Consider the following 19,857-nt stretch of genomic DNA (forward strand, 5'->3'; position numbering starts at 1 on the left):
CGCCAGAACAAGCGTACGAAAAACGCCTCAGCGCAGGCGAGACGGAACCCGATCGGGGTACGCCGCCACCACAGCTCGCCAGATAGTAATGGTTTCGACACCCTGAGCAATCGCTTCATCGATCGTGCGGCCGCCGAGTTCCGCGAACGAATGGTCGGCCGCAATGCTTCGCGCATAGCTCGAACCGAATACCTCGCCGAGGCGTCCCCAGAAATCCGTCAACCGCACCCCACGAGCGTACTCAAGCCGCCTTTCGGCGCCACCGACGCGAGGCCGGCGTCACCTCACCGCCGCGGCGGCGACCTTCAGGTCGTCGACCAGGCTTCGGTACGCGGTTTCCCGGTCATCCGCCCGCAGCACCGCCGAGGGGTGGATCGTCGCGAGCGCCTGAACCTCGTCGACCGGGAAGTCTTCCGGATGCTGGGCCGAGGCCGGCCACGGCATCAGCCGGCCGCGCGACTGCGTGACCCGGAACGACGGGCCGAGCAGCGCCTTGCCCGCGGTCGCGCCGAGCATCACCACGACCTTGGGTTTGAGCAGCGCGAACTCGGCCACCAGCCAGGGCCGGCACGCGGTGATGTGAGCCGGGCCGGGCGTCTGGTGGATGCGCCGCTTGCCCCGCAACTCGAAGCGGAAGTGTTTGACGGCATTGGTGATGTAGACGTCGGCCGGGTCGAGGCCCGCGTCGTCGACCGCCTCGCGGAGCAGGCGTCCGGCCGGCCCGACGAACGGCAGGCCCTGCTGGTCTTCCACGTCGCCGGGCTGCTCACCCACGAAGACGACCGACGCGTGCGGCGCGCCCCGGCCGAAGACGGTCTGGGTCGCGTCGGCATAGAGCTCGCAGCCCTCACACCCGGCCGCGGCGGACTTGAGCTGGTCGATGCTGGTCGGCTCGGCGGGCACCCACTGCTGCGCGCCGACCGGCGCGTCGGTCCTCGGCATCCCATGGTTTTACCCGACGTGGTTCGGCTCACACTCATCGGGAAGGCACCCCGGGGCCGGACGGGTGAACGGCGGCGGCCACCGCGTCGGCCACGGCCGGGATCTCGGACTCGTCCAGCGAGCTGATCGTCAGGCGGATGCCGGGCGGCGCGGCCACGCGAAACAGCGAGCCGGGCGCCACCGCGTACCCCCGATCGCGCAGGAGCCCGACGGCCCGCGTCTCATCGGGAACCTGGACCCAGACGTTGATCCCGGTTTTACCGGTGGCCGTGAGGCCGCGTGCCGTGAGGGCCTCGCAGAGGGCCCGGCGGCGCTGCGCGTAGACGCGGGAGGCCTCCCCGATGAGGGCCGTGACCTGCTCGTCCTGCCAGAGGTGCAGCAGCGTGCGCTGGAGAACTGTGGAGACCCAGCCGGCGCCGATGCGCATCCGCCCGACGACCCGGGCGATCGTGGTCTCGTCGCCCGCGACCACCGCTATGCGCAGGTCGGGGCCGAAGGGTTTGGACGACGACCGGACGAAGGCCCACGAGTCGGTGACCGGGCCCAGGCAGTGCAGCGGAACCCCGGCCAGCTCGGCGGCATGATCGTCCTCGACCAGGAGCACCGAGGAATGCCCGGCGAGCACGCGGCGCACCTCGGCCGCCCGCTCGGCGGTCAGGGCGCCGCCGGTCGGGTTTTGCGCTCGGCCCGTGATGATCACGGCCCGGGCACCGGCCCGCAGCGCCGCGGAGAGCGTGGCCGGATCGGGCCCGTCATCGTCGACGGCGAAGGGCACCGGGCGCAGACCACAGGCGGCGAGCAGGTCGAGAAGATTGGCCCAGCCCGGATCCTCGACCGCGACCGCGTCGCCCGGTCGCAGATGGGCGGTCAGCAGGCGCTCCATCGCGTCGAGGGTGCCCGCGGTGGCGGCGATCGTGGCCCCCTCGACCGGGACGCCGTCGGCGGCGAGACGCAGCCGGGCGGCGTCGGTGAGCGCGGGCATGGCGACCGCCGACGCATATCCCTGCGGTTTGTCGACGGTCTCGGCGACCGCGCGCAGCGCCGGGCCGAGCGAGGGCAGCCGGTGCACGTCGGGCTCGCCGTCGGACAGGTCGCGCAGGCCGGGCCGGATCGGAAGGCGCAGCGCGGACCGCGGCCCGGCGATCGGCGGCCGGGGACGGATGCGGGTGCCGCGCCGGCCCTCGGTCTCGACGACCCCGCGTTGCCGCAGTTCCTGATAGGCCTTGGCGACCGTCGCCGGGCTGACGTGCAGGTGGTCGGCGAGAACCCGCACGGCCGGCAGGGCGGCGCCCGCGACCCAGTCTCCGCGCAGGACGCCGGACTCGATGCTGGCGGAAATCGAGGCGGCGCTGTCGCCGTTGACCTGATACTGTGCTGACACAAGGCAGATTCTGTACTAGTACAGGTTGAGATGCAAGCAGGAGGGCCCGATGTCCGACCTCTATCCCGCGACCGCACGCACGACCCCGACCCGCGCGCGTCACCTGATGAGTTACGACCGAGCCGCCGCACACGCCATCCTCGACGAGGCCTACGACTGTTCCGTCGGCATCGTGATCGACGGCGAACCCCGCGTCCTGCCGACGCTGCACATCCGGATCGGCGACACGCTTTACCTGCACGGCTCCAGCGGCGGCCGCTTCGGCCTGACGGCCCGCGGCGACGACGGGGTCAAGGTCTGCGTGAGCGTCATGCTGCTCGACGGCTTTGTGTACGCGCGGTCCCAGTTCCACCACACCGCCAACTACCGTTCGGTGGTCGCCATGGGAGTGGCACGCCTGGTCCCCGACGACGCGACGAAGCTGGCCGTGCTCACCACCCTGGTCGAGAAGTTCGGGGCCGGTCGCACCGCCGGCAGCCGTCCACCGTCCAAGCAGGAGCTGGCCCAGACGTCGGTGCTCGCCCTCCCGCTCGAGGAGGTCTCGGTCCGCAGCCGGGGCGGCGGAGCCAAGGACGAGCCGGAAGACCTCGACCTGCCGCACTGGGCCGGAGTGGTGCCGCTGCGGCGGGTGCCGCAGCCGCCAGTGGCCGACCCCGGCATGCAGAGCCCGCCCCCTGCTTATCTGCCCGGTGCTCCGCAGTCCCCGTGGCACGAGGCCGTGCTGCTCAACGGCGAGCACGTCCGGCTGGAGCCGCTCTCTCCGGCGCATGTGGACGGGCTTCGAGCGGCCCTGTCCGATGAGGAGGTCTGGCAGTTCCTCCCGACGTCGCAGCCGACCACGCGCGAGGAGTGGGCCGCCCACGTCGACAACATGCTGGACCGTCGCTGGCGGGGCCTGCAGGTGCCGTGGGCCCAGGTCGACCCGTCGACCGGCCAGGTCGTCGGCATGACGACCTATCACGACATCGACCCGGTCAACCGCTCGGTCGGCATCGGCCACACGATGATCGGCCGACATTGGTGGCGCACCGGGGTCAACACCGAGGCCAAGCTGATGCTGATGGCCCGCGCCTTCGACGTGCTCGGCGCCGAGAAGGTCTTCTGGCACACCGACATCCGCAACCAGCGCTCACAAGACGCGATCGCCCGCCTCGGCGCCAGCCGCGACGGCCTGATCCGCGCCCAGCGCCTGCGCCCCGACGGCACCTGGCGCGACACGGTCGTCTTCGCCCTGACCGCCGACGAATGGCCGGGCGCGGCCAAGCGCCTCCGCGCCCGTTTGATGGCCGGTCCCGCCAAGGAGCCGGCCATGCAATAGCCGCCACGGCCGGCAGCCCCAAGTGGGCGGACGGTCGGATATTCAAGAACCCTCGAGCTGAGCGTGGCTACTCGTCAGAGCCCTCGGAGTCGTCTTCGAAGACCTCCTCGACGACCTCGCCCAGGACCATGCCGCCGAGCACACCTCCGGCGACGCCCGCGGCCACCGCCCCCATGCCCGGCCCGCGGGACCGGCCAGGGCCGTGGCCCATCGGGTAACCGTTGGCCGCCGGATAGCCCTGGCCCGACGACGGGTAGCCATGGGGCCCGCCGGGGTAGCCAACGGCCCCGCCGGGGTAGCCATGGGCCGCGCCCGGGTAGCCATGGCCGCCCGAGAAGGCGGCGCCATGACCACCGGAGCCGCGCAAGCCCTGGTAGCGACCGGCTGCCTCCTGCACCCAGGAGTCGACAACGGACTGCCAGTCGGCGGTGTCGGCCTCCTCGTGGGCGACCCGGAAGCGGCCGTAGGCGTCGTGGCCGGGCGTCAGGAAGCCGCCGCGCTCGTCGAACTCGAGGACGATCTCGACGCCGGCCGGGTCGGCGACGAAGGTCAGCTCGACCTCGTTGATCGCGCCGGCCAGGTGGGGCGGCGGGTAGAACTCGATCTCCTGGTAGAAGGGGAGTTGCTGATGGACGCCGTAGATCGCGCCGTGCTCCAGGTCGGCCCGGGCGAAGCGGAAGCCCAGCGCGGCGAAGGCGTCGAGGATGCGTTCCTGGGCCGGCAGCGGGTGCACCACCACCTCGTCGAGGTCGCCCTGGTCGACCGCCTTGGCCACCGCCAGCTCGGTGCGCAGGCCCATCGTCATGCCGTGCAGGCGTTGACCGTAGACGTCGGTCACCGGGGTCTCCCACGGCACCGGAAGGTTGAACGGGATGTCCCGCCGCTCGCCCTTGGCCAGCGGGAACGGGCCGGAGACCGGCACCCGGAGGAACTCGGCCAGGCCGTCGCCGTGCCCCGACTCGACCCGGGTGACCAGGCCGAGGGCGATGTACTCGATGGTGACGTCGTGGTCGCCGCCGACGACCTGCACCTGACCGCCCAGGGTCAGGCCGGGCCGGGTGTTCGGGTTGGCGAGCACCGTGTCGACGGACGGGCCGCCCACACCGAAGGCGCGCATCATCTTCTTGAAGACCACCGGGTCATTCCTCCTTGAATCAACGGGTGGCGCAGCGATGGCTCAGGCCCGCGGTACGGAGGGGCGGGCCGCGAATGTCGGCGACCCTAACAACCAGGGCTGATAACTCCCTGTGAGCTAGATAAACATCAAGACAGGCCGACAGTGCTACTTGCCGTCGGCATAAAACGTGCTCAGGACCATGCTGATCTTGGCGAAGTCGCCCGACCAGTCGACGTCGCGGGTCTGCCAGCTGATGGCATAGGCCTTACCGTTCGTGGCGAACCAGCGGGTCTGCACGTGCAGAAGCGTCCTGTCGGGAGCCAGATATTCGTATTCCCAGTCGGCCGCCTTGTTGAGCAGCGGCCGCGGCTCCAACAGGACCTGGTGATAGGCCGGTAGCGCCCCGGCCGCCACCAGCCGTGCCGCCTCTTTCCGGCACGCCTGCAACGGGTCGGCGCTGGGCTTGCGCCCGAAGTCGAGGGTCATCAGCCGGCCGCCGTCGGGGTCACGGAAGCAGTACGTCGTGCCGACCTTCTGATAGGTCCAGTGGTCGGGCACCGGCATGTGGAAACCGGTGCCGTCGGTGAAGTAGGACCAGCCGGGATACAGCGCGAACCCGATGACACCGCGGGCCGCGTTCTTCTGCGGCGTTTCCGGGGCGTCGGACGACATCGCCCCGTCGCACGCGGCCGGGCTGAACCCGCCGACTGCCGGCGCCCGCGACGGGGCCGTCGACTGCTGGGCCACGCCCGGGAACACCATCGGTGACGGCTGGTCGTCGTCCCGCTGGATCAGGTAGCCGGCGAAGATTCCTGCCGCACCCAGCACCGCGACCGCGGTCAGCACGGCTGCGACCAGGGGAAACCTCGGCTTCGACCGGTCGGCCACGCCTGCGTCGGCTCCCGCCGGGGCAGGCGAGACCGGACCGGACGAGGTGCGTTGGGCGGGCACCGGGCGTACGGGAGCCTGATCAGCCGACCGCGCAGCGGGAGTTGCCGGCGCACCCGACATGGCAGCGACCGTGGCATGTCCGCGATCTTGCCGCGCCCGGCGCGGCGCCGGCACCGTCAGCGCGCGCTCACGATCGACGACGGCCGGTTCACCGTCGGCCGTCGCGACGATCATGCGGAGGCGGCGGTCGACCTCGGCCGCGGTCAGCCGGGTCTCCGGCTCGTGCCGCAGCAGACCGGTCAGCACGGGCGCCAGCAGACCCGCCAGTTCCGGCGGATCGGGCGGCTCGGTCCCCAGCGCCATCAGCGTGGCCATCGCGCTCTCGCGGGCATAGGGCGAACGGCCCTCAACCGCGGCGTAGAGAGTCGCCCCGAAAGACCACAAGTCGGACTCTACGGTGGACGCACCGTCACGGGCCCGTTCAGGCGAGACGTACTGCGGCGAGCCGACGATCAGCCCCGGACCGGTCACCGAGCCGTCGTCAACGAACGTGGCGAGACCGAAATCGGTCAGGACGACCCGGCCCTCGCCGCCGATCAGCACGTTGTGCGGCTTGATGTCGCGGTGCAGCACCCCGGCCTCGTGGGCCGCGGTCAGGGCGTCGAGCACGTGCAGGCCGATGCGGGCGGCGGCGACCGGGGCGAACGGGCCGTCCTCGCTGAGCACCTGGTGCAGCGACCGGGACGGAACGTATTCCATGACGATCCACGGCTGCCCGTCGGCGTGCACCACGTCGTAGATCTGCACCACGTTGGGGTGGTTGAGCCGGGCCGCGCTGCGGGCCTCACGGAGCGTGCGGTCCTTGAGGCGGGCCTTCTCCTCGTCGGTCATCCACTCCGGCGGCACGAACTCCTTGACCGCCACATCGCGGTCGAGCATCTCGTCGCGCGCCAGCCACACCCGGCCCATGCCACCGGTGCCGACCGGCTCGCGGAGACGATACCGACCAGCGACGAGCATGCGCCGAACCGCCATCCCGCCCCCACCGTCGACTCGATTTCAGGATAGACAGGCACCCCGACCAGCGGAACCACGATCACCCGGCCACTGCGTAAACCACGAGATTGTCCGTATAAGACCGAAGCCGGTGGTCGAACACCCCGCCGCACGTGATCAGCCTCAGCTGACGGTCCGGCGTCGGCCCGTAGACCTCACCGGTCGGAAAGCGCGTCTTCGGGTACCAAGCCACGCGAACCACCGTGAACCGCACCACCGACCCGCCCCGCACGACCTCGATGCGGTCACCGACCGTAAGCTCGCGCAGCCGATAAAAGATCGCCGGCCCCGACTTCGAGTCGACGTGCCCGGCGATCACGGCCGGCCCGACGTCACCCGGCGCCGTGCCCCCCGAATACCACCCGGCCCGGCCGTAAACCTTCGGCGGAACCAGGGCACCACCCGTCCCGAGGTGCAGACTCTCCAGAGACGTATCGATGCCGATCGCCTTCACCCGCAGCCGGCCCGGCACACCGGCGGCCACCACGGCCGCGGCCCCGAAGGGATCACCGGCCGACCTTCCGGCCACGGTGACCGGCGCCGCGACCGCCTGCGGCCCCCACCGCCCGAGGTCGGAGTCGCCGTCCCGGTCACTCACGGCAAGATATCCGGTGCCGACGACAAACGCGGCAATCCCGGCGGCAACGACCGGCAGGGCGGTCTGCCGCAGCCTCTTTTTCCGTACGCGATCTGCTCCGCGCCCGCCCCCTTGGGGCCGTTCTTCCGCCGCTCCGGTTCCCCCGGTCAGTCCAGCTTCGAGAAGAGGCACCGCCGACCGCAGCAGCCCTCCCCCACCCGAACCGCCAGATGCCCGCTCACCCCGCTCCTCCTCGTCGCGCTCCTGCTCGCAGAGGTCCGGCTGGCGGCAGTCCAGCTCGTGGCGCTCCGGCTCGCGGAGGCCCTGGCCGCCCCGCTCTCGCTCGTCGCCATCCAGCTCGTGGCGCTCCGGCTGGCGGGCATCCTGCCCGTCCCGCTCCTGCCCATGACGGTCCGGTCCGCGCCGCCCCGGCTCGCGGCGATCCTGCTCTCGGCCTTCCGACCCGTCGCGTTCCCGCTCATCGGGCCGTCGCGGTCGTCGCAGCTCGACCAACGCTCCCGCCGCGGGTCTCCCCACCCGGTCGAGGGGACGGTCGGGCCGCAAACCAGGAGCCCGCCCCTGGGCACGCCCCCGGTCGCCAACCCGCGCACCCGCGCCAACACTCCCCGGGTCATCGACCCCCGCACCCCTGCCGGCACGCCCCTGATCGTCAACCCGGGCACCCCCGCCAGCACCCCCCTGGTCAACAACCCGCACCCGCGCGGCGACACGCCCCTGGTCATCAACCCCCGCACCCGCGCCGGCACGCCGCTGCTCGTCAACCCCCGCACCCCCGTCGGCCTCGCCCGAGACGCCTTGGTCGGTGTCGAGGGCGGGCGGCGGCAGGGAGGCGCGGCCGATGTGGCGTCCGGGTTCGTCGGCGACGAAGTCGTGGGGGTAGACGGCGAAGGCTCGTCGCTTCTCGGTCGCCGGGCGTCCCGGCATGCCCGGCGGCACCAGCGGGATCGGTGGCCAGGCCGACTGCGGAGGCGGCAGCGACAATGCCCCCGGCACGGCCGCGACGGCCCGGACGACCGGCGGCAGCAACACCCTCTCGCCGTCGGCCGGGTGTGGCGACGCGACCTGGGCACGGCCGCTCGCCGGGGCGACGGCCTTACCGCGTACCTCAGCAACGGCCCGCACCACCCCCTCAGCCGGCGCCGGAACGCCGGGCATGGTGGGCTCCGGCGCCTCCTCGTCTCGCGGAGGCGCCGGTTCGATGTGGAGTTCGGCCGTCACGCCCGGCCTCGCCTCAGGCCGCCCGGATGCGGCGGCGGACGACGACCACGAATCCGGCCGTCACCACCGCGGCCAGTGACGCCAGCAGCAGCGCCGTGGCCAGGTGGGACGTCGGCTGGGTGCCGCCGGCGCCGGTGGCCACCCCGCCCAGCGGGACCGTGCCTTGACGCTCCGCGTCGACATGGAGTTGGGGTTTCAGGCCGCCGTTCTTGTCGTCGAGCACGATCAGCGAATAGACGCTGCCGGCCCCGAGTGTGCACGGCAGCACGCTGGTCTTCCCGCCGCCGGTCGGCGCGACCTCGACGCTCCACTTGCCCGGGTTGACCTCGCGGTATGCGGTCGTGGTCGCGAACTGGACGCCGTCGGCGATGGTCTTGCCGTTTTTGCCGGCGACGTTGAGCACCGGGGCCTTCACCGAGGCCTGGATGACCCGGACCTTGGACTTGCCCGGGTCGGGGAGCTTGAGGTCGTCTTTGAGGACGCGGAGTCCGAGGTCGGCGAAGCGGCCGACGCCGGCGACCGTGTAGGCGTCGCCGTTTGCCACCCCGACCTGGGTGGTGATCACGGGTTTGGTGCTGGCGGGCGCGCCGGCCTTGCGCATCGCCACCTGGTAGGTGCCGGTGGGCAGGCGCAGGTATTGCGACATGGCGCCGTAGGCGACGCCCTTGAAGACCTGTGGTTTGACCGCGTTCGACGGGGATTTCAGGTAGACGTCGACCGCCGGGGTGTCGGGCGAGAGGTGGGCGAGGCGGACATAGCCGGCGCCGGCCGCCTGGGCGGGTGAAGCGAAGAGCGTGACAGCCGCGAGCGCGGCCAGAGCCGCGAGGGCGCCGCTGAGGCGCCGGCGGGTGGATGCGCGAAGGGACACGGAGCCTCCTGTCGGGTGGGGGACCTCTGCGTTCACTGACATTGATGTCTGACGGACCGGTGGCGCGACGGGCGATCGCGCAGAAGAAACCAACCGCATCGCGGACGTGCGAGTCAAGCACTATCCGAAACGTGGCCTTCACGATCTGTAGGCGAGAAAGTGTCGTACCCCGGGGGGAGGATGGTTGGCGTGGAAGAGGTGCTCGAACAGTTCGGCCCGGCGACCAGGGAATGGTTCCGGGCAGCGTTCGCCGCGCCCACCGCGGCGCAGGCCGGGGCGTGGCGCGCGGTCGGCGCCGGTCGCAACGCGCTGGTCGTCGCGCCCACCGGCTCCGGCAAGACCCTGGCGGCGTTCCTCTGGTCGCTCGACCGGCTCGCACACGAGCCGGTCCCGGCCGACGCCAAACGCCGCTGCCGGGTTCTCTATGTCAGCCCGCTCAAGGCGCTCGCGGTCGACGTCGAGCGCAACCTGCGGGCGCCGCTCACCGGCATCCGGCAGGCGTCGGGCCGGCTCGGCGTTCCGCCTCCCGACATCACGGTCGGCATGCGAACCGGAGACACGCCCGCCGACGAGCGGCGCGCTTTCGGCCGTACGCCGCCGGACATCCTCATCACGACGCCCGAGTCGCTCTATCTGATCCTCACCTCGGCCGCCCGCGACTCCCTGCGCGGCGTCGAGACGGTGATCGTCGACGAGGTGCACGCGGTCGCGGCTACCAAGCGCGGCGCGCACCTGGCGCTCAGCCTCGAACGGCTCGACGCGCTGCTCGGGCGCCCGGCCCAGCGCATCGGGCTGTCGGCCACCGTCCGCCCGATCGACGAGACGGCCCGCTTCCTCGGCGGCGCCCACGACGTCGAGATCGTCCAGCCCAAGAGCGCCAAGACGATCGAGGTCACGGTCGAGGTGCCGGTCGAAGACATGACCGCGCTCGACGAGGTCCCCGACGTGGATCCCGACGACCCGGGCGCCGGGCGTCATTCGCCGTCGATCTGGCCCGCGGTCGAGGAGCGGGTGCTCGACCTCATTCAGGGTCACCGGTCGACGATCGTCTTCACCAACTCGCGGCGTGGGGCCGAGCGGCTGTGCGCCCGCATCAACGAATTGGCGGCCGAGCGGGCAGGCCAGGTCATCCCGGTGCCCGACCGCCCGCCGGCCGAGATCATGGCCCAGGCCGGGCAGGCCGGTGGCGCGCCGCCGGTCGTCGCCCGGGCCCACCACGGCAGCGTCTCCCGCGAGGAGCGCAAGCAGATCGAGGAGGCGCTGAAGTCGGGCCGCCTTCCGGCGGTGGTCGCCACGTCCAGCCTCGAGCTGGGCATCGACATGGGCGCGGTCGACCTGGTCGTCCAGATCGAGGCGCCGCCGTCGGTCGCGGCCGGCCTGCAGCGCATCGGCCGGGCCGGTCACCAGGTCGGTGCGGTGTCGAAGGGCGTCGTCTTCCCCAAGCACCGCGGTGACCTGGTCTCCTGCGCGGTGGTCGCCGAGCGGATGGGTGAGGGCGCGATCGAGGAGCTGCGCTACCCACGCAACCCGCTCGACGTGCTGGCCCAGCAGATCGTCGCGATGGTCGCGCTCGACGAGTGGCAGGTCGACGAGATGGCGGCCCTGGTCCGCCGGGCGGCGCCGTTCGCCGAGCTGCCCGAGTCGGCCCTGCACGCGGTGCTCGACATGCTCTCCGGGCGTTATCCGTCGACCGCGTTCGCCGAGCTGCGCCCCCGCCTGGTCTGGGATCGCGGCACCGATCAGCTGACCGGCCGGCCGGGCGCCCAGCGGCTGGCCGTGACCAGCGGCGGCACGATCCCCGACCGGGGCATGTTCGGCGTCTTCCTGGCTGGCTCCGAGCGGGCGTCCCGGGTCGGCGAGCTCGACGAGGAGATGGTCTACGAGTCCCGCGTCGGCGACGTCTTCCTGCTCGGCTCGACCTCGTGGCGCATCGAGGACATCACGCCCGACCGGGTGCTGGTCTCCCCCGCGCCCGGTGCCGCCGCCCGCATGCCGTTCTGGAAGGGCGACGCTCTGGGCCGCCCGATCGAGCTGGGCCGCGCGATCGGCGCCCGGTTGCGGTCGCTGACCCGCGCCGGCGACGAGAAGGGCACGGCCTCGCTGCTCGAAGCGGGGCTCGACGACTGGGCCGCCGGCAACCTGATCGCCTACCTGCGGGACCAACGCGAGGCGACTCGCCATCTGCCCGACGACCGGACGATCGTGGTCGAGCGTTTCCGCGACGAGCTGGGCGACTGGCGCATGACCGTGCACTGTGTCCTCGGTGCCCGCGTCAACGCGCCCTGGGCCCTGGCGATCGCCCGGCGGCTCAGCGAGCGGTACGGCGTCGACGGCCAGGTCATGCCCTCCGACGACGGCATCGTGGTGCGGCTGCCCGACACGGCCGAGGAGCCACCCGGCACCGATCTCGTGGCGTTCGACCCGGAAGAGATCGCCCAGCTGGTCGAGGAGTCGGTCGGCACGTCGGCGCTGTTCGCCTCCCGGTTCCGCGAGTGCGCCGCCCGGTCTCTGCTACTGCCGCGCCGCGACCCGCGCCGCCGCCAGCCGCTCTGGCAGCAACGCCAGCGTTCGGCCCAGCTGCTCGACGTGGCCCGCGAGTTCGCCGACTTCCCGGTGACGCTCGAGGCGGCCCGCGAGTGCCTGCAGGACGTCTTCGACGTTCCCGGCCTGGTCGGGCTTATGCGTGAGCTCTCCGGCCGCAAGGTGCGCCTGGTCGAGGTCGAGACGCCGCGGCCGTCGCCGTTCGCCCGGTCGCTGCTCTTCGGCTATGTCGGCGCTTTCCTCTACGAGGGCGACGCCCCGCTGGCCGAGCGCCGCGCGGCCGCCCTGGCGCTCGACTCGACGCTGCTCGGCGAGCTGCTGGGCCGGGTCGACCTGCGCGAGTTGCTCGACCCGTCGGTGGTCGCCGAGACCGAGGCCCAGCTGCAGTGGCTCACCACCCAGCGGCGGCCACGTGACGCGGAGGACGCGGCCGAGCTGCTGCGCCTGCTCGGCGACCTTTCGACCGCCGAACTGGAGACGCGCGGGGTCGAGGAGGCGTGGGTGTCCACGTTGGAGGCCTCCCGGCGGGCCATCCGCATCCGGGTCGCGGGCGAGGAGCGCTGGATCGGCATCGACGACGCCGGGCGCTATCGCGACGCCCTGGGCGTGGCGCTGCCGGTCGGGCTCCCCGAGGCCTATCTCGAACCGGTCGCCGACCCGCTCGGCGACCTGGTCGCCCGCTATGCCCGCACCCACGGGCCGTTCGCGGCCGCGACCTGCGCGGCCCGCTTCGGGCTCGGCGTCTTCGTGGTCGAGCAGGCCCTCAAACGGCTCAGCGCCACCGGCCGGGTCGGGTCGGGTGAGTTCACGCCGGGCGGCGCCGGCACCGAGTGGTGCGACGCCGAGGTTCTCCGCATGCTGCGCCGCCGTTCGCTGGCCGCGCTCCGCCGGGAGATCGAGCCGGTCCCGCCCCGCATCCTGGCCGCCTTCCTGCCCCGCTGGCATCAGATCGGCGGCAACGCCCGCGGGGTCGACGCGCTGGCCGCCTCGATCGAGCAGCTGCAGGGCATCGCCGTGCCCGCCTCGGCCTGGGAGCGGCTGGTGCTGCCGGCCCGGGTCACCGACTACGCGCCACCCCAGCTCGACGAATTGTGCGGCAGCGGCGAGGTGCTGTGGGCCGGTTCCGGCTCGATCGCGGGCGGCGACGGCTGGGTGACCCTGGCCTGGGCCGACAGCGCGCCGCTACTGCTTCCGCCGCCGGACGACGAGGTCGCGCTCACGCCGCGGCACGAGGAGGTGCTGGCGGCGCTCGGCGACGGCCAGGCGCTGTTCTTCCGCGGCCTCTCCGACCGAGTGGGCTCGACCGATGACACCGAGCTGGCGGCCGCGGTGTGGGACCTGGTCTGGGCCGGCCACCTGACCAACGACACGTTCGCCCCGCTGCGGGCCCTCCTCGGCGGCAGCGGCGCCCACAAGTCGCGGCCGACGCCCAGCCGGGGCCGTTACGGCCGCCCCGGGCGTCCGGCCATGCCGGCCCGCAGCGGCCCGCTCAACATGGCCGGCCGCTGGTCCCGGCTGCCCGCCCGCGACCTCGACCCGACCCGCCGGGCGGCCGCCCTGGCCGACCTGCTGCTGGAGCGCCACGGCGTGGTCACCCGCGGCGCGGTCATGGCCGAGGGGGTGACCGGCGGCTTCTCGGCGGTCTACCCGGTTCTCGGCGCCCTCGAGGAGCGCGGGGCGGCCCGCCGGGGTTATTTCGTCGAGGGTCTGGGAGCGGCCCAGTTCGCCGTGCCCGGGGCGGTCGACCGACTGCGTGCCCTGGCCGAGCCGGCCGAGCTCGCCAAACGCACCGGCACCGCGGCGGTCGTGCTGGCCGCCACCGACCCCGCCAACCCCTACGGCGCCGCCCTCCCGTGGCCCGAGCGCATCGTCGACAGCGGCGACGGCGAACCGGTCGTCAAGGCGGGCCACCGCGCCGGCCGCAAGGCGGGCGCCCTGGTGGTGCTGGTCTCCGGCGACCTGGTCCTCTACGTCGAACGCGGCGGCCGCACCCTGCTCTCCTTCACCGACGACCCGGAGTCCCTGATCGCGGGCGGCCAGGCGCTGGCGGGAGCGGTCCGCTCGGGCGCCCTGGGCGCGATGTCGGTCGAGCGCGCCGACGGCGAGTCCGTCCACGCCTCGCCGTTGCGGGAGGCCCTGACGACGGCCGGCTTCCGAGCGACGCCACGAGGATTGCGCCTGCGCGGCTGATGCGCGAGCCGAGCGGTCAGCCCGAGGCCAGGCCGGCGGTGAGGCCCCAGGCCAGGCGGACGGTCACGCCCCAGGCAAGGGGACGGTCACGCCCCAGGCAAGGCCGGCCGAGACAAGACCGGCCCGAGCCGAGACCGACGCCCGACTGGCGGCAAGACCGACGGTCAACTCGCGCCGAGGCCGGCGGTCAACTCGCGCCGAGGCCGGCGGTCAACTCGCGCCGAGGCCGGCGGTCAACTCGCGCCGAGGCCGGGCGGTCAACCCGCCGCAAGACCGACGCTCAGCTCGCGGCGAGACCGGCGGTCAGCTCGCGGTAGGCGGCGAGGACCGAGTGGGTGTGCTCGGCCAGGTCGGAGGCGGGCTCGAGCGCCGTACCCGGCCCGGACAGGAACGCTGGCGGCATCGAGTGCAACGTCTGGTCGGCGGCCTGAACCGCCGAGCGCATCTGCTGCTCGCGGATGAAGTCCCGGCCCGCCTCCTCGGCTCGGCGGAGGCCGGCCTCGCGACGCTGGAACTCGGCGTCGATCCGGGCCCGGGCGGCGCGGGCCGCGCTGAGCTGGGAGCGGGTTTCGACGCTGGCCGTGCCCGGGTCGAAGCCGGCCGCCTCCAGCACCGCGTCCAGTTCCTCGCGGCGGGACAGCACCGCCGCGGTCTGCCACAGCGCCTCGGCCAGCATCACCGCGGCCTCGTCGGCGTCGATCAGTTGCCCCAGGTCGGGCCAGGTCTCGCTGACCCGGTCGGCCAGGCCGAGGGCATGGTCGAAGGCCGAGCGGGCCTTCTCACCGCGCAGGAGGATGTTGTCCGGCCGCCGCAGCCGCCGCTCGGCCAGGCGGCGGCGGAGCTGCGGGGTCAGATAGGTCGAGGCGATCAGGGTCGCTCCGCCGACCGCCACGCCGATGCCGGCCGGGGCCAGGGCGGCGGTCAGCGCGCCGAGCGCCACCGGCGGCGCGAAGACCAGGGTCGTCTCGCCGGGGGCCCGGCCGGTTCGGGGCGGGATCTCGACCAGCGTGTCCCAGGAGCGCGGCACCGGGCGGTTCCGCAGCCAGCCGAGTCGCCGCCGGGACACGACGATGACGCTGTCGTCCCGCATGACGTAGATCCGCGCCACCGCCGCACCCCCTAAGTCTCCGCATCGGCATCCGGCGCGGGGACTTTAAGAAAGTCAGAGCTGGCGGGCCACCTCGGCGGCTACGAACTCGACGTGGTCGAGGTCGCTCAGGTCCATCGTCTGCAGGAAGAGGCGGGTCGCCCCGGCTTCCGCGTACCTCTGGATGGTCTCCACCGCCTCGCCGGGCGTGCCCACGACGCCGCCGTTGGCCCGCATCTCGTCGGCCTCCCGGCCGATCGCCGCCGCCCGGCGGCGCACCTCGGCCTCGTCGCGGCCGACGCAGAGGACCGCGGCGGCCGAGAAGGTCGGCAGGGTGGTGCGGCCGATCGCGGCGCACGCTTCCCGTACGCGGGAGAACGTCGGCGCCACGTCGGCGATCTTGGAGAAGGGCACGTTGAATTCGTCCGCGAAGCGGGCGGCGAGCGCGGGCGTACGCCGTTTGCCGTGGCCGCCCACGATGACCGGCGGGCGCGGCGACTGGACCGGCTTGGGCAGCGCGGGCGAGTCGCTGAGCTGGTAGTGCTTGCCGTGGAAGTCGTATGTGCGGCCGGCCGGCGTCGCCCACAGGCCGGTGATGATCTCGAGCTGTTCTTCGAGCCGGTCGAATCGCTCGCCGAGGGGCGGGAACGGGATGCCGTACGCCGCGTGTTCGGTTTCGAACCAGCCGCCGCCGAGGCCGAATTCGATGCGGCCGTTGCTCATCGCGTCGGCCTGGGCGACCGCGATGGCCAGAGGCCCGGGCAGCCGGAACGTCGCCGAGCTGACGAGCGTGCCGAGCCGGATGCGGGAGGTCTGCACCGCGAGGCCGGCCAGGGTGAGCCAGGCGTCGGTGGGGCCGGGGCGGCCGTCGCCGCCCATCGTCACGAAGTGGTCGGAGCGGAAGAAGCCGTCGTAGCCGCTCGCTTCGGCGGTCTGGGCGACCCGCCGCAGGTCGTCGTAGCTTGCCCCTTGCTGGGGTTCGGTGAAGATCACGAGACGCATGGATTCAACCCTGCCAGAGTTCTCCGGCGCGCCTGACCGGACCTGCCGCTCGCGTTCCGTGCCGGGGCAGTAACGTTTGGCACCATGGCGGGGTATGGATGGATCTCACTTACTACCGATTACGGCACCTTCGACGGGTTTGTGGCCGCGTGCCACGGATCGATCGCGCGGATCGCGCCGGACGTACGGGTGATCGATGTCACCCACCACGTCCCGCCGGCCGACGTGTCCCGCGGTGCCGCCGTTCTGGCCCAGAGCGCCCCGCATCTGCCACCGTCGGTGCATGTCGCGGTGGTCGACCCGGGCGTCGGCACGGCCCGGCGGGGCGTCGCGATCGGCACTCCGGGCGGCGTGCTCGTCGGCCCGGACAACGGCGTGCTGATCTGGGCGGCCGAGGCGCTCGGCGGCGTCGACTCGGTGCACGAGCTGGCCAACAAGGACTGGTTCCTCGGCGACGTCTCGCGCACCTTCCACGGGCGTGACCTGTTCAGCCCGGCCGCGGCGCGGATCGCGCTCGGCGCCGACCTGGGCGATGCCGGGCCGGCCGTCGACCCGCGCCAGCTGGTGCGGCTGCCCGACCCGGTCGTGACGGTCGGCGACGGCTGGATCGAGGCCGAGGTGCTGACCATCGACCGGTTCGGCAACGTGCAGCTGGCCGCGGGCGGTGCGACGCTGGCCGGGCTCGGCCCCGACCTACTGGTCAACGGCAATGTGCGGGGCCGGCGGGGCGCCACGTTCGCCGATGTCGACCGGGGCGATCTGCTGGTCTTCGAGGACTCGGCGGGCAAGGTCGCGCTGGCGATCAACAACGGCCGCGCGGTCGTCGTGCTGTCGGTGACGCCGGGAGACATGGTCCGGCTGGCGGCCAGAGGCTGAAGTTCAGCGAATCCCCAGCTGGCAACCCGGCTGACGCCAGGCAAGATAGGTACATGCCCGAGGGGGACACCGTCTGGAACACGGCGCGCGTGCTGGAGCGCGCCCTGGCCGGTGACGTGCTGACCGGTTCCGACTTCCGGGTGCCGCAGCTGGCGACCACCCGGCTGGCGGGCTGGACCGTGGCCGGTTCGGGCAGCCGCGGCAAGCATCTGCTGCTGCGGCTGACCAAGGCCGGCGAGGCTCCCCGCACCTTGCATTCGCACCTGCGGATGGACGGGGCCTGGCGGGCGTACGCGCCGGGCGAACGCTGGAGTGGCCGCCCTTCGCACCTGATCCGGGTCGTCATCCGCAGCGCCCGCTCGGTCGCGGTCGGCTACCACCTGCACGAGGTGGCGCTGATCCCGACCGCCGACGAGGACAAGCTGCTCGGGCACCTGGGCCCGGATCTGCTGGGCCCCGACTGGGATCCGGCCGAGGCGGTGCGCCGCATCTCCGCCAAGCCGGATGTGACCGTCGCCGAGGCCCTGCTCGACCAGCGCAACCTGGCCGGCATCGGCAACCTTTACAAGGCCGAGACGCTGTTCCTGCGCGGTGTCTGGCCGTGGACGCCGGTGGCCAAGGTCGCCGACCTGACCGGCATGGTCGAGTTGGCGCAGAAGCTGGTCGCCTCCAACCGGGGCCGCTGGACGCAGACCACGACCGGCTCGCTGCGTCGGGGCACCACGAGCTATGTGTACGGTCGTCGCGCCCAGCCCTGCCGCCGCTGCGGGACCGCGATCGAGAAGGCCGACAGCGACGAGCGGATCACCTATTGGTGTCCGCAGTGCCAGCCGAGGACGGATTAGTAGGCGGGCCGTTTCAGCTCGGAGAGCCCTTCGGCCAGGCCGCGCAGCCGGTCGGTCGCGTCGACCAGGCTGGAGAAGGCCGGATGCTTCATGTCAGCCATCGGGTGCCCGTCTTCGGCGACGTAGCCCGCCGCCGCCGCGACCAGCCGCTCATAGGCCTCGACGCCTTCGACGAACTGCTCGGCGAGGCTCGCGTGTGACTGCTCCAGAGCCGGCCGCTGGTCGGGCGGGCTGAGCGGGATCGCCTTTTCGACGCTGGCCACCCGCTGGCCGAGGTCGCGCAGCCAGTGCTCGGCGGTCGCCGCCTCGAGCAGTGCCTCCTGGCCCGGCCCGTGCAGCCGGCCGGCCAGACCGACCAATGTCGAGGACGCCCGGTCGAGCCGGTCCCACGCCATCGTGATCGCCGAGCCGCGCAACGCGTAGCGGTTGCGCTGCCGCCGCACCTCGTGCAGGAACGTGCGCCCGGCCGGGAACCGCTCGATCGCCGCGGTGAGGCGCTGCCCGGCGAGGGCCGGGTCGGGCGCGGGCGGCGGCGGGAGGGCGGCCAGCGCCCGGTGGTCACTCCAGCGCCACCAGGCCAGCGCGACCGAGGCACCGGCCGCGCCGGCCCAGATCGCGTCGGGGAGACCGATGCCCGCGTAGGGCGTGAGGACGGCGGCGGCCGCGGTCAGGCCACCGCCCAGCACGCTCCATCGGCGCGCCGAGTTGCGCAGCCGCTTGAGCCGCCGGAAGTGCCTGGCCCGCTCGTCCACCGTCGTCCCCCTCGTGAATGCCGGATCAGCCGGCGGCTGAGGTGTCGCCCCGCTTCTGGTTCATGCTGGCGCGGATCTCGTCGAGCCGGGCCACGCTGGCCGGGTCGGACGCCGGGGCGCCCTGCTCGACCGCGGGCGTCGCCGCAGAGCCACCGAGCTGCTCGCCGGCCATGCTGGCCCGGATCTGCTCGAGCCGGGACGATCCGGCCATGTCGAGGCTCGACTTCTGCACCTCGAGCATGCGGCCCTCGACCGAGTTGGACGCGAGCTCGGCCCGGCCCATCGCGCTCGCATAGCGCTGCTCGATCTTGTCGCGCACCTCGTCGAGCGACGGGGTGTTGCCGGGCGCGGCGAGCGACGACATCGACTCGAGCGACTTGGCGACGGTCTCCTGCATCTTGGCCTGCTCGAGCTGGCTCAGCAGGCGGGAACGCTCGGCGATGCGCTGCTGAAGCACCATCGCGTTGTTTTCCACCGCCTTGCGGGCCTGACCGGCCGCCCCGAGCGCCTGGTCGTGCAGCGTCTTGAGGTCTTCCATCGACTGCTCGCCCGAGACCAGCTGGGTAGCGAGTGTCGTCGCGGTCGACTCGTATTTTTGCGCCTCGGCCTCGTCGCCCTGTGCGCGGGCGCGGTCGGCCAGCACGAGCGCCTGCCGGGCCATGCCCTGCAGCTTCTCGACCTCGGACATCTGGCGGGACAGCTTCATCTCCAGCTGACGCTGGTTGCCGATGACGGCCGCCGCCTGCTGCACGAGCGCCTGGTGCTGCCGCTGCGCGTCCTCGATGGCCTGCTGAATCTGCACCTTCGGGTCGGCGTACTCGTCGATCTTGGCGCCGAACAGCGCCATCATGTAGCGCCAGCCCTTGACGAACGGATTCGCCATATCGCGGTATCCCCTCAATGTCGCTCAGTCGGACCCGCCACCGACGCCCCGCTCTGGAATGGCTGAGCGAGGAGCTGACGCGATGGCTTGTGCAGCCATGGTGTCAGCTCGACGCCACTGGCGTCACGTGACCTCGGGGAGAACTCAGGGTCTCCCCCAGACTCATTCCCCAGGTTTCGAGGCTACGCGCAGTCGCGGCTGGGTGCGATCCCCGAGACGTCCGTAACTGACCATGAACAACAAAGCGGCCGGACTGTCCGGAGGACAGCCCGGCCGGGCATGGTCGAAGGGG

Annotated in this window: 15 protein-coding genes; 4 read left to right on the plus strand and 11 right to left on the minus strand. The window is 72.6% G+C overall.

Annotated elements, in window-relative coordinates; genetic code table 11:
* Positions 1-27: 27 nt before the first annotated feature.
* The 3 genes from AB0M88_RS32040 to AB0M88_RS32050 are packed head-to-tail and all read right to left on the minus strand — an operon-like array spanning position 28 to position 2,323.
* Positions 28-228, minus strand: a complete 201-nt coding sequence (locus AB0M88_RS32040; RefSeq protein ID WP_364108933.1) for a DUF3046 domain-containing protein — start codon at positions 226-228, stop codon at positions 28-30.
* A 51-nt stretch (positions 229-279) separates the two neighbouring features.
* Positions 280-942, minus strand: coding sequence for a UdgX family uracil-DNA binding protein (locus tag AB0M88_RS32045; protein ID WP_364108936.1), 663 nt, complete (start codon positions 940-942; stop codon positions 280-282).
* A 34-nt stretch (positions 943-976) separates the two neighbouring features.
* A complete protein-coding gene (locus AB0M88_RS32050) occupies positions 977-2,323 on the minus strand; it encodes an aminotransferase class I/II-fold pyridoxal phosphate-dependent enzyme (protein WP_364108938.1) in 1,347 nt (448 codons plus the stop codon).
* A 49-nt stretch (positions 2,324-2,372) separates the two neighbouring features.
* Between AB0M88_RS32050 and AB0M88_RS32055 the strand changes: the two genes are divergently transcribed.
* The gene (locus AB0M88_RS32055) at positions 2,373-3,641 is read left to right on the plus strand and encodes a bifunctional pyridoxamine 5'-phosphate oxidase family protein/GNAT family N-acetyltransferase (protein WP_364108940.1); all 1,269 of its coding nucleotides are present in this window, start codon (positions 2,373-2,375) and stop codon (positions 3,639-3,641) included.
* Between the two features lie 67 nt (positions 3,642-3,708).
* Here AB0M88_RS32055 and AB0M88_RS32060 read toward each other — a convergent pair whose 3' ends face one another.
* The 4 genes from AB0M88_RS32060 to AB0M88_RS32075 form a co-directional block, all read right to left on the minus strand.
* Positions 3,709-4,776 (minus strand): sporulation protein, encoded by a 1,068-nt coding sequence (locus AB0M88_RS32060; RefSeq protein ID WP_364108942.1) that lies wholly within the window; start codon positions 4,774-4,776, stop codon positions 3,709-3,711.
* Positions 4,777-4,923: 147 nt separating this feature from the next.
* Positions 4,924-6,669: a protein kinase gene (locus AB0M88_RS32065; RefSeq protein WP_364108944.1), complete on the minus strand. Its 1,746-nt coding sequence runs from the start codon at positions 6,667-6,669 to the stop codon at positions 4,924-4,926.
* Positions 6,670-6,745: 76 nt separating this feature from the next.
* Positions 6,746-8,239, minus strand: a complete 1,494-nt coding sequence (locus AB0M88_RS32070) for a sortase (RefSeq protein ID WP_364108946.1) — start codon at positions 8,237-8,239, stop codon at positions 6,746-6,748.
* Between the two features lie 295 nt (positions 8,240-8,534).
* Positions 8,535-9,389 (minus strand): DUF4397 domain-containing protein, encoded by an 855-nt coding sequence (locus AB0M88_RS32075; RefSeq protein ID WP_364108948.1) that lies wholly within the window; start codon positions 9,387-9,389, stop codon positions 8,535-8,537.
* A 180-nt stretch (positions 9,390-9,569) separates the two neighbouring features.
* Between AB0M88_RS32075 and AB0M88_RS32080 the strand changes: the two genes are divergently transcribed.
* Positions 9,570-14,120 carry an ATP-dependent helicase gene (locus AB0M88_RS32080; RefSeq protein WP_364108950.1) on the plus strand — a complete coding sequence of 1,517 codons (4,551 nt, stop codon included), beginning with the start codon at positions 9,570-9,572 and terminating at the stop codon, positions 14,118-14,120.
* A gap of 280 nt (positions 14,121-14,400) precedes the next feature.
* On the opposite strand, the gene AB0M88_RS32085 is transcribed toward AB0M88_RS32080, so the two are convergent.
* Positions 14,401-15,228: a hypothetical protein gene (locus AB0M88_RS32085; protein ID WP_364108952.1), complete on the minus strand. Its 828-nt coding sequence runs from the start codon at positions 15,226-15,228 to the stop codon at positions 14,401-14,403.
* 54 nt (positions 15,229-15,282) lie between these two features.
* The gene (locus AB0M88_RS32090) at positions 15,283-16,209 is read right to left on the minus strand and encodes a TIGR03560 family F420-dependent LLM class oxidoreductase (RefSeq protein WP_364108954.1); all 927 of its coding nucleotides are present in this window, start codon (positions 16,207-16,209) and stop codon (positions 15,283-15,285) included.
* Positions 16,210-16,293: 84 nt separating this feature from the next.
* On the opposite strand from AB0M88_RS32090, the gene AB0M88_RS32095 reads away from it, so the two are divergent.
* Positions 16,294-17,085, plus strand: a complete 792-nt coding sequence (locus tag AB0M88_RS32095) for an SAM-dependent chlorinase/fluorinase (RefSeq protein WP_364108956.1) — start codon at positions 16,294-16,296, stop codon at positions 17,083-17,085.
* A gap of 53 nt (positions 17,086-17,138) precedes the next feature.
* Positions 17,139-17,930, plus strand: a complete 792-nt coding sequence (locus tag AB0M88_RS32100; protein ID WP_364108958.1) for a DNA-formamidopyrimidine glycosylase family protein — start codon at positions 17,139-17,141, stop codon at positions 17,928-17,930.
* Here the strand turns inward: AB0M88_RS32100 and AB0M88_RS32105 are convergent.
* Entirely contained in the window at positions 17,927-18,682 is a 756-nt protein-coding gene (locus AB0M88_RS32105; protein WP_364108960.1) for a hypothetical protein, read from the minus strand. The genes AB0M88_RS32100 and AB0M88_RS32105 overlap by 4 nt on opposite strands.
* Before the next feature lie 25 nt (positions 18,683-18,707).
* Positions 18,708-19,565: a PspA/IM30 family protein gene (locus tag AB0M88_RS32110; protein WP_364108962.1), complete on the minus strand. Its 858-nt coding sequence runs from the start codon at positions 19,563-19,565 to the stop codon at positions 18,708-18,710.
* Positions 19,566-19,857: the final 292 nt, after the last annotated feature.

The organism is Actinoplanes sp. NPDC051411 (genome assembly GCF_040682075.1).
Classification (GTDB): Bacteria; Actinomycetota; Actinomycetes; order Mycobacteriales; family Micromonosporaceae; genus Actinoplanes.

Excerpts from the sequence above, each read along its gene's own strand:
- AB0M88_RS32045 (WP_364108936.1), bottom strand. The coding sequence starts at position 942 with ATGCCGAGGACCGACGCGCCGGTCGGCGCGCAGCAGTGGGTGCCCGCC.
- AB0M88_RS32055 (WP_364108940.1), top strand. The coding sequence starts at position 2,373 with ATGTCCGACCTCTATCCCGCGACCGCACGCACGACCCCGACCCGCGCG.
- AB0M88_RS32065 (WP_364108944.1), bottom strand. The coding sequence starts at position 6,669 with ATGCTCGTCGCTGGTCGGTATCGTCTCCGCGAGCCGGTCGGCACCGGT.
- AB0M88_RS32080 (WP_364108950.1), top strand. The coding sequence starts at position 9,570 with ATGGTTGGCGTGGAAGAGGTGCTCGAACAGTTCGGCCCGGCGACCAGG.
- AB0M88_RS32090 (WP_364108954.1), bottom strand. The coding sequence starts at position 16,209 with ATGCGTCTCGTGATCTTCACCGAACCCCAGCAAGGGGCAAGCTACGAC.
- AB0M88_RS32095 (WP_364108956.1), top strand. The coding sequence starts at position 16,294 with ATGGCGGGGTATGGATGGATCTCACTTACTACCGATTACGGCACCTTC.
- AB0M88_RS32100 (WP_364108958.1), top strand. The coding sequence starts at position 17,139 with ATGCCCGAGGGGGACACCGTCTGGAACACGGCGCGCGTGCTGGAGCGC.
- AB0M88_RS32110 (WP_364108962.1), bottom strand. The coding sequence starts at position 19,565 with ATGGCGAATCCGTTCGTCAAGGGCTGGCGCTACATGATGGCGCTGTTC.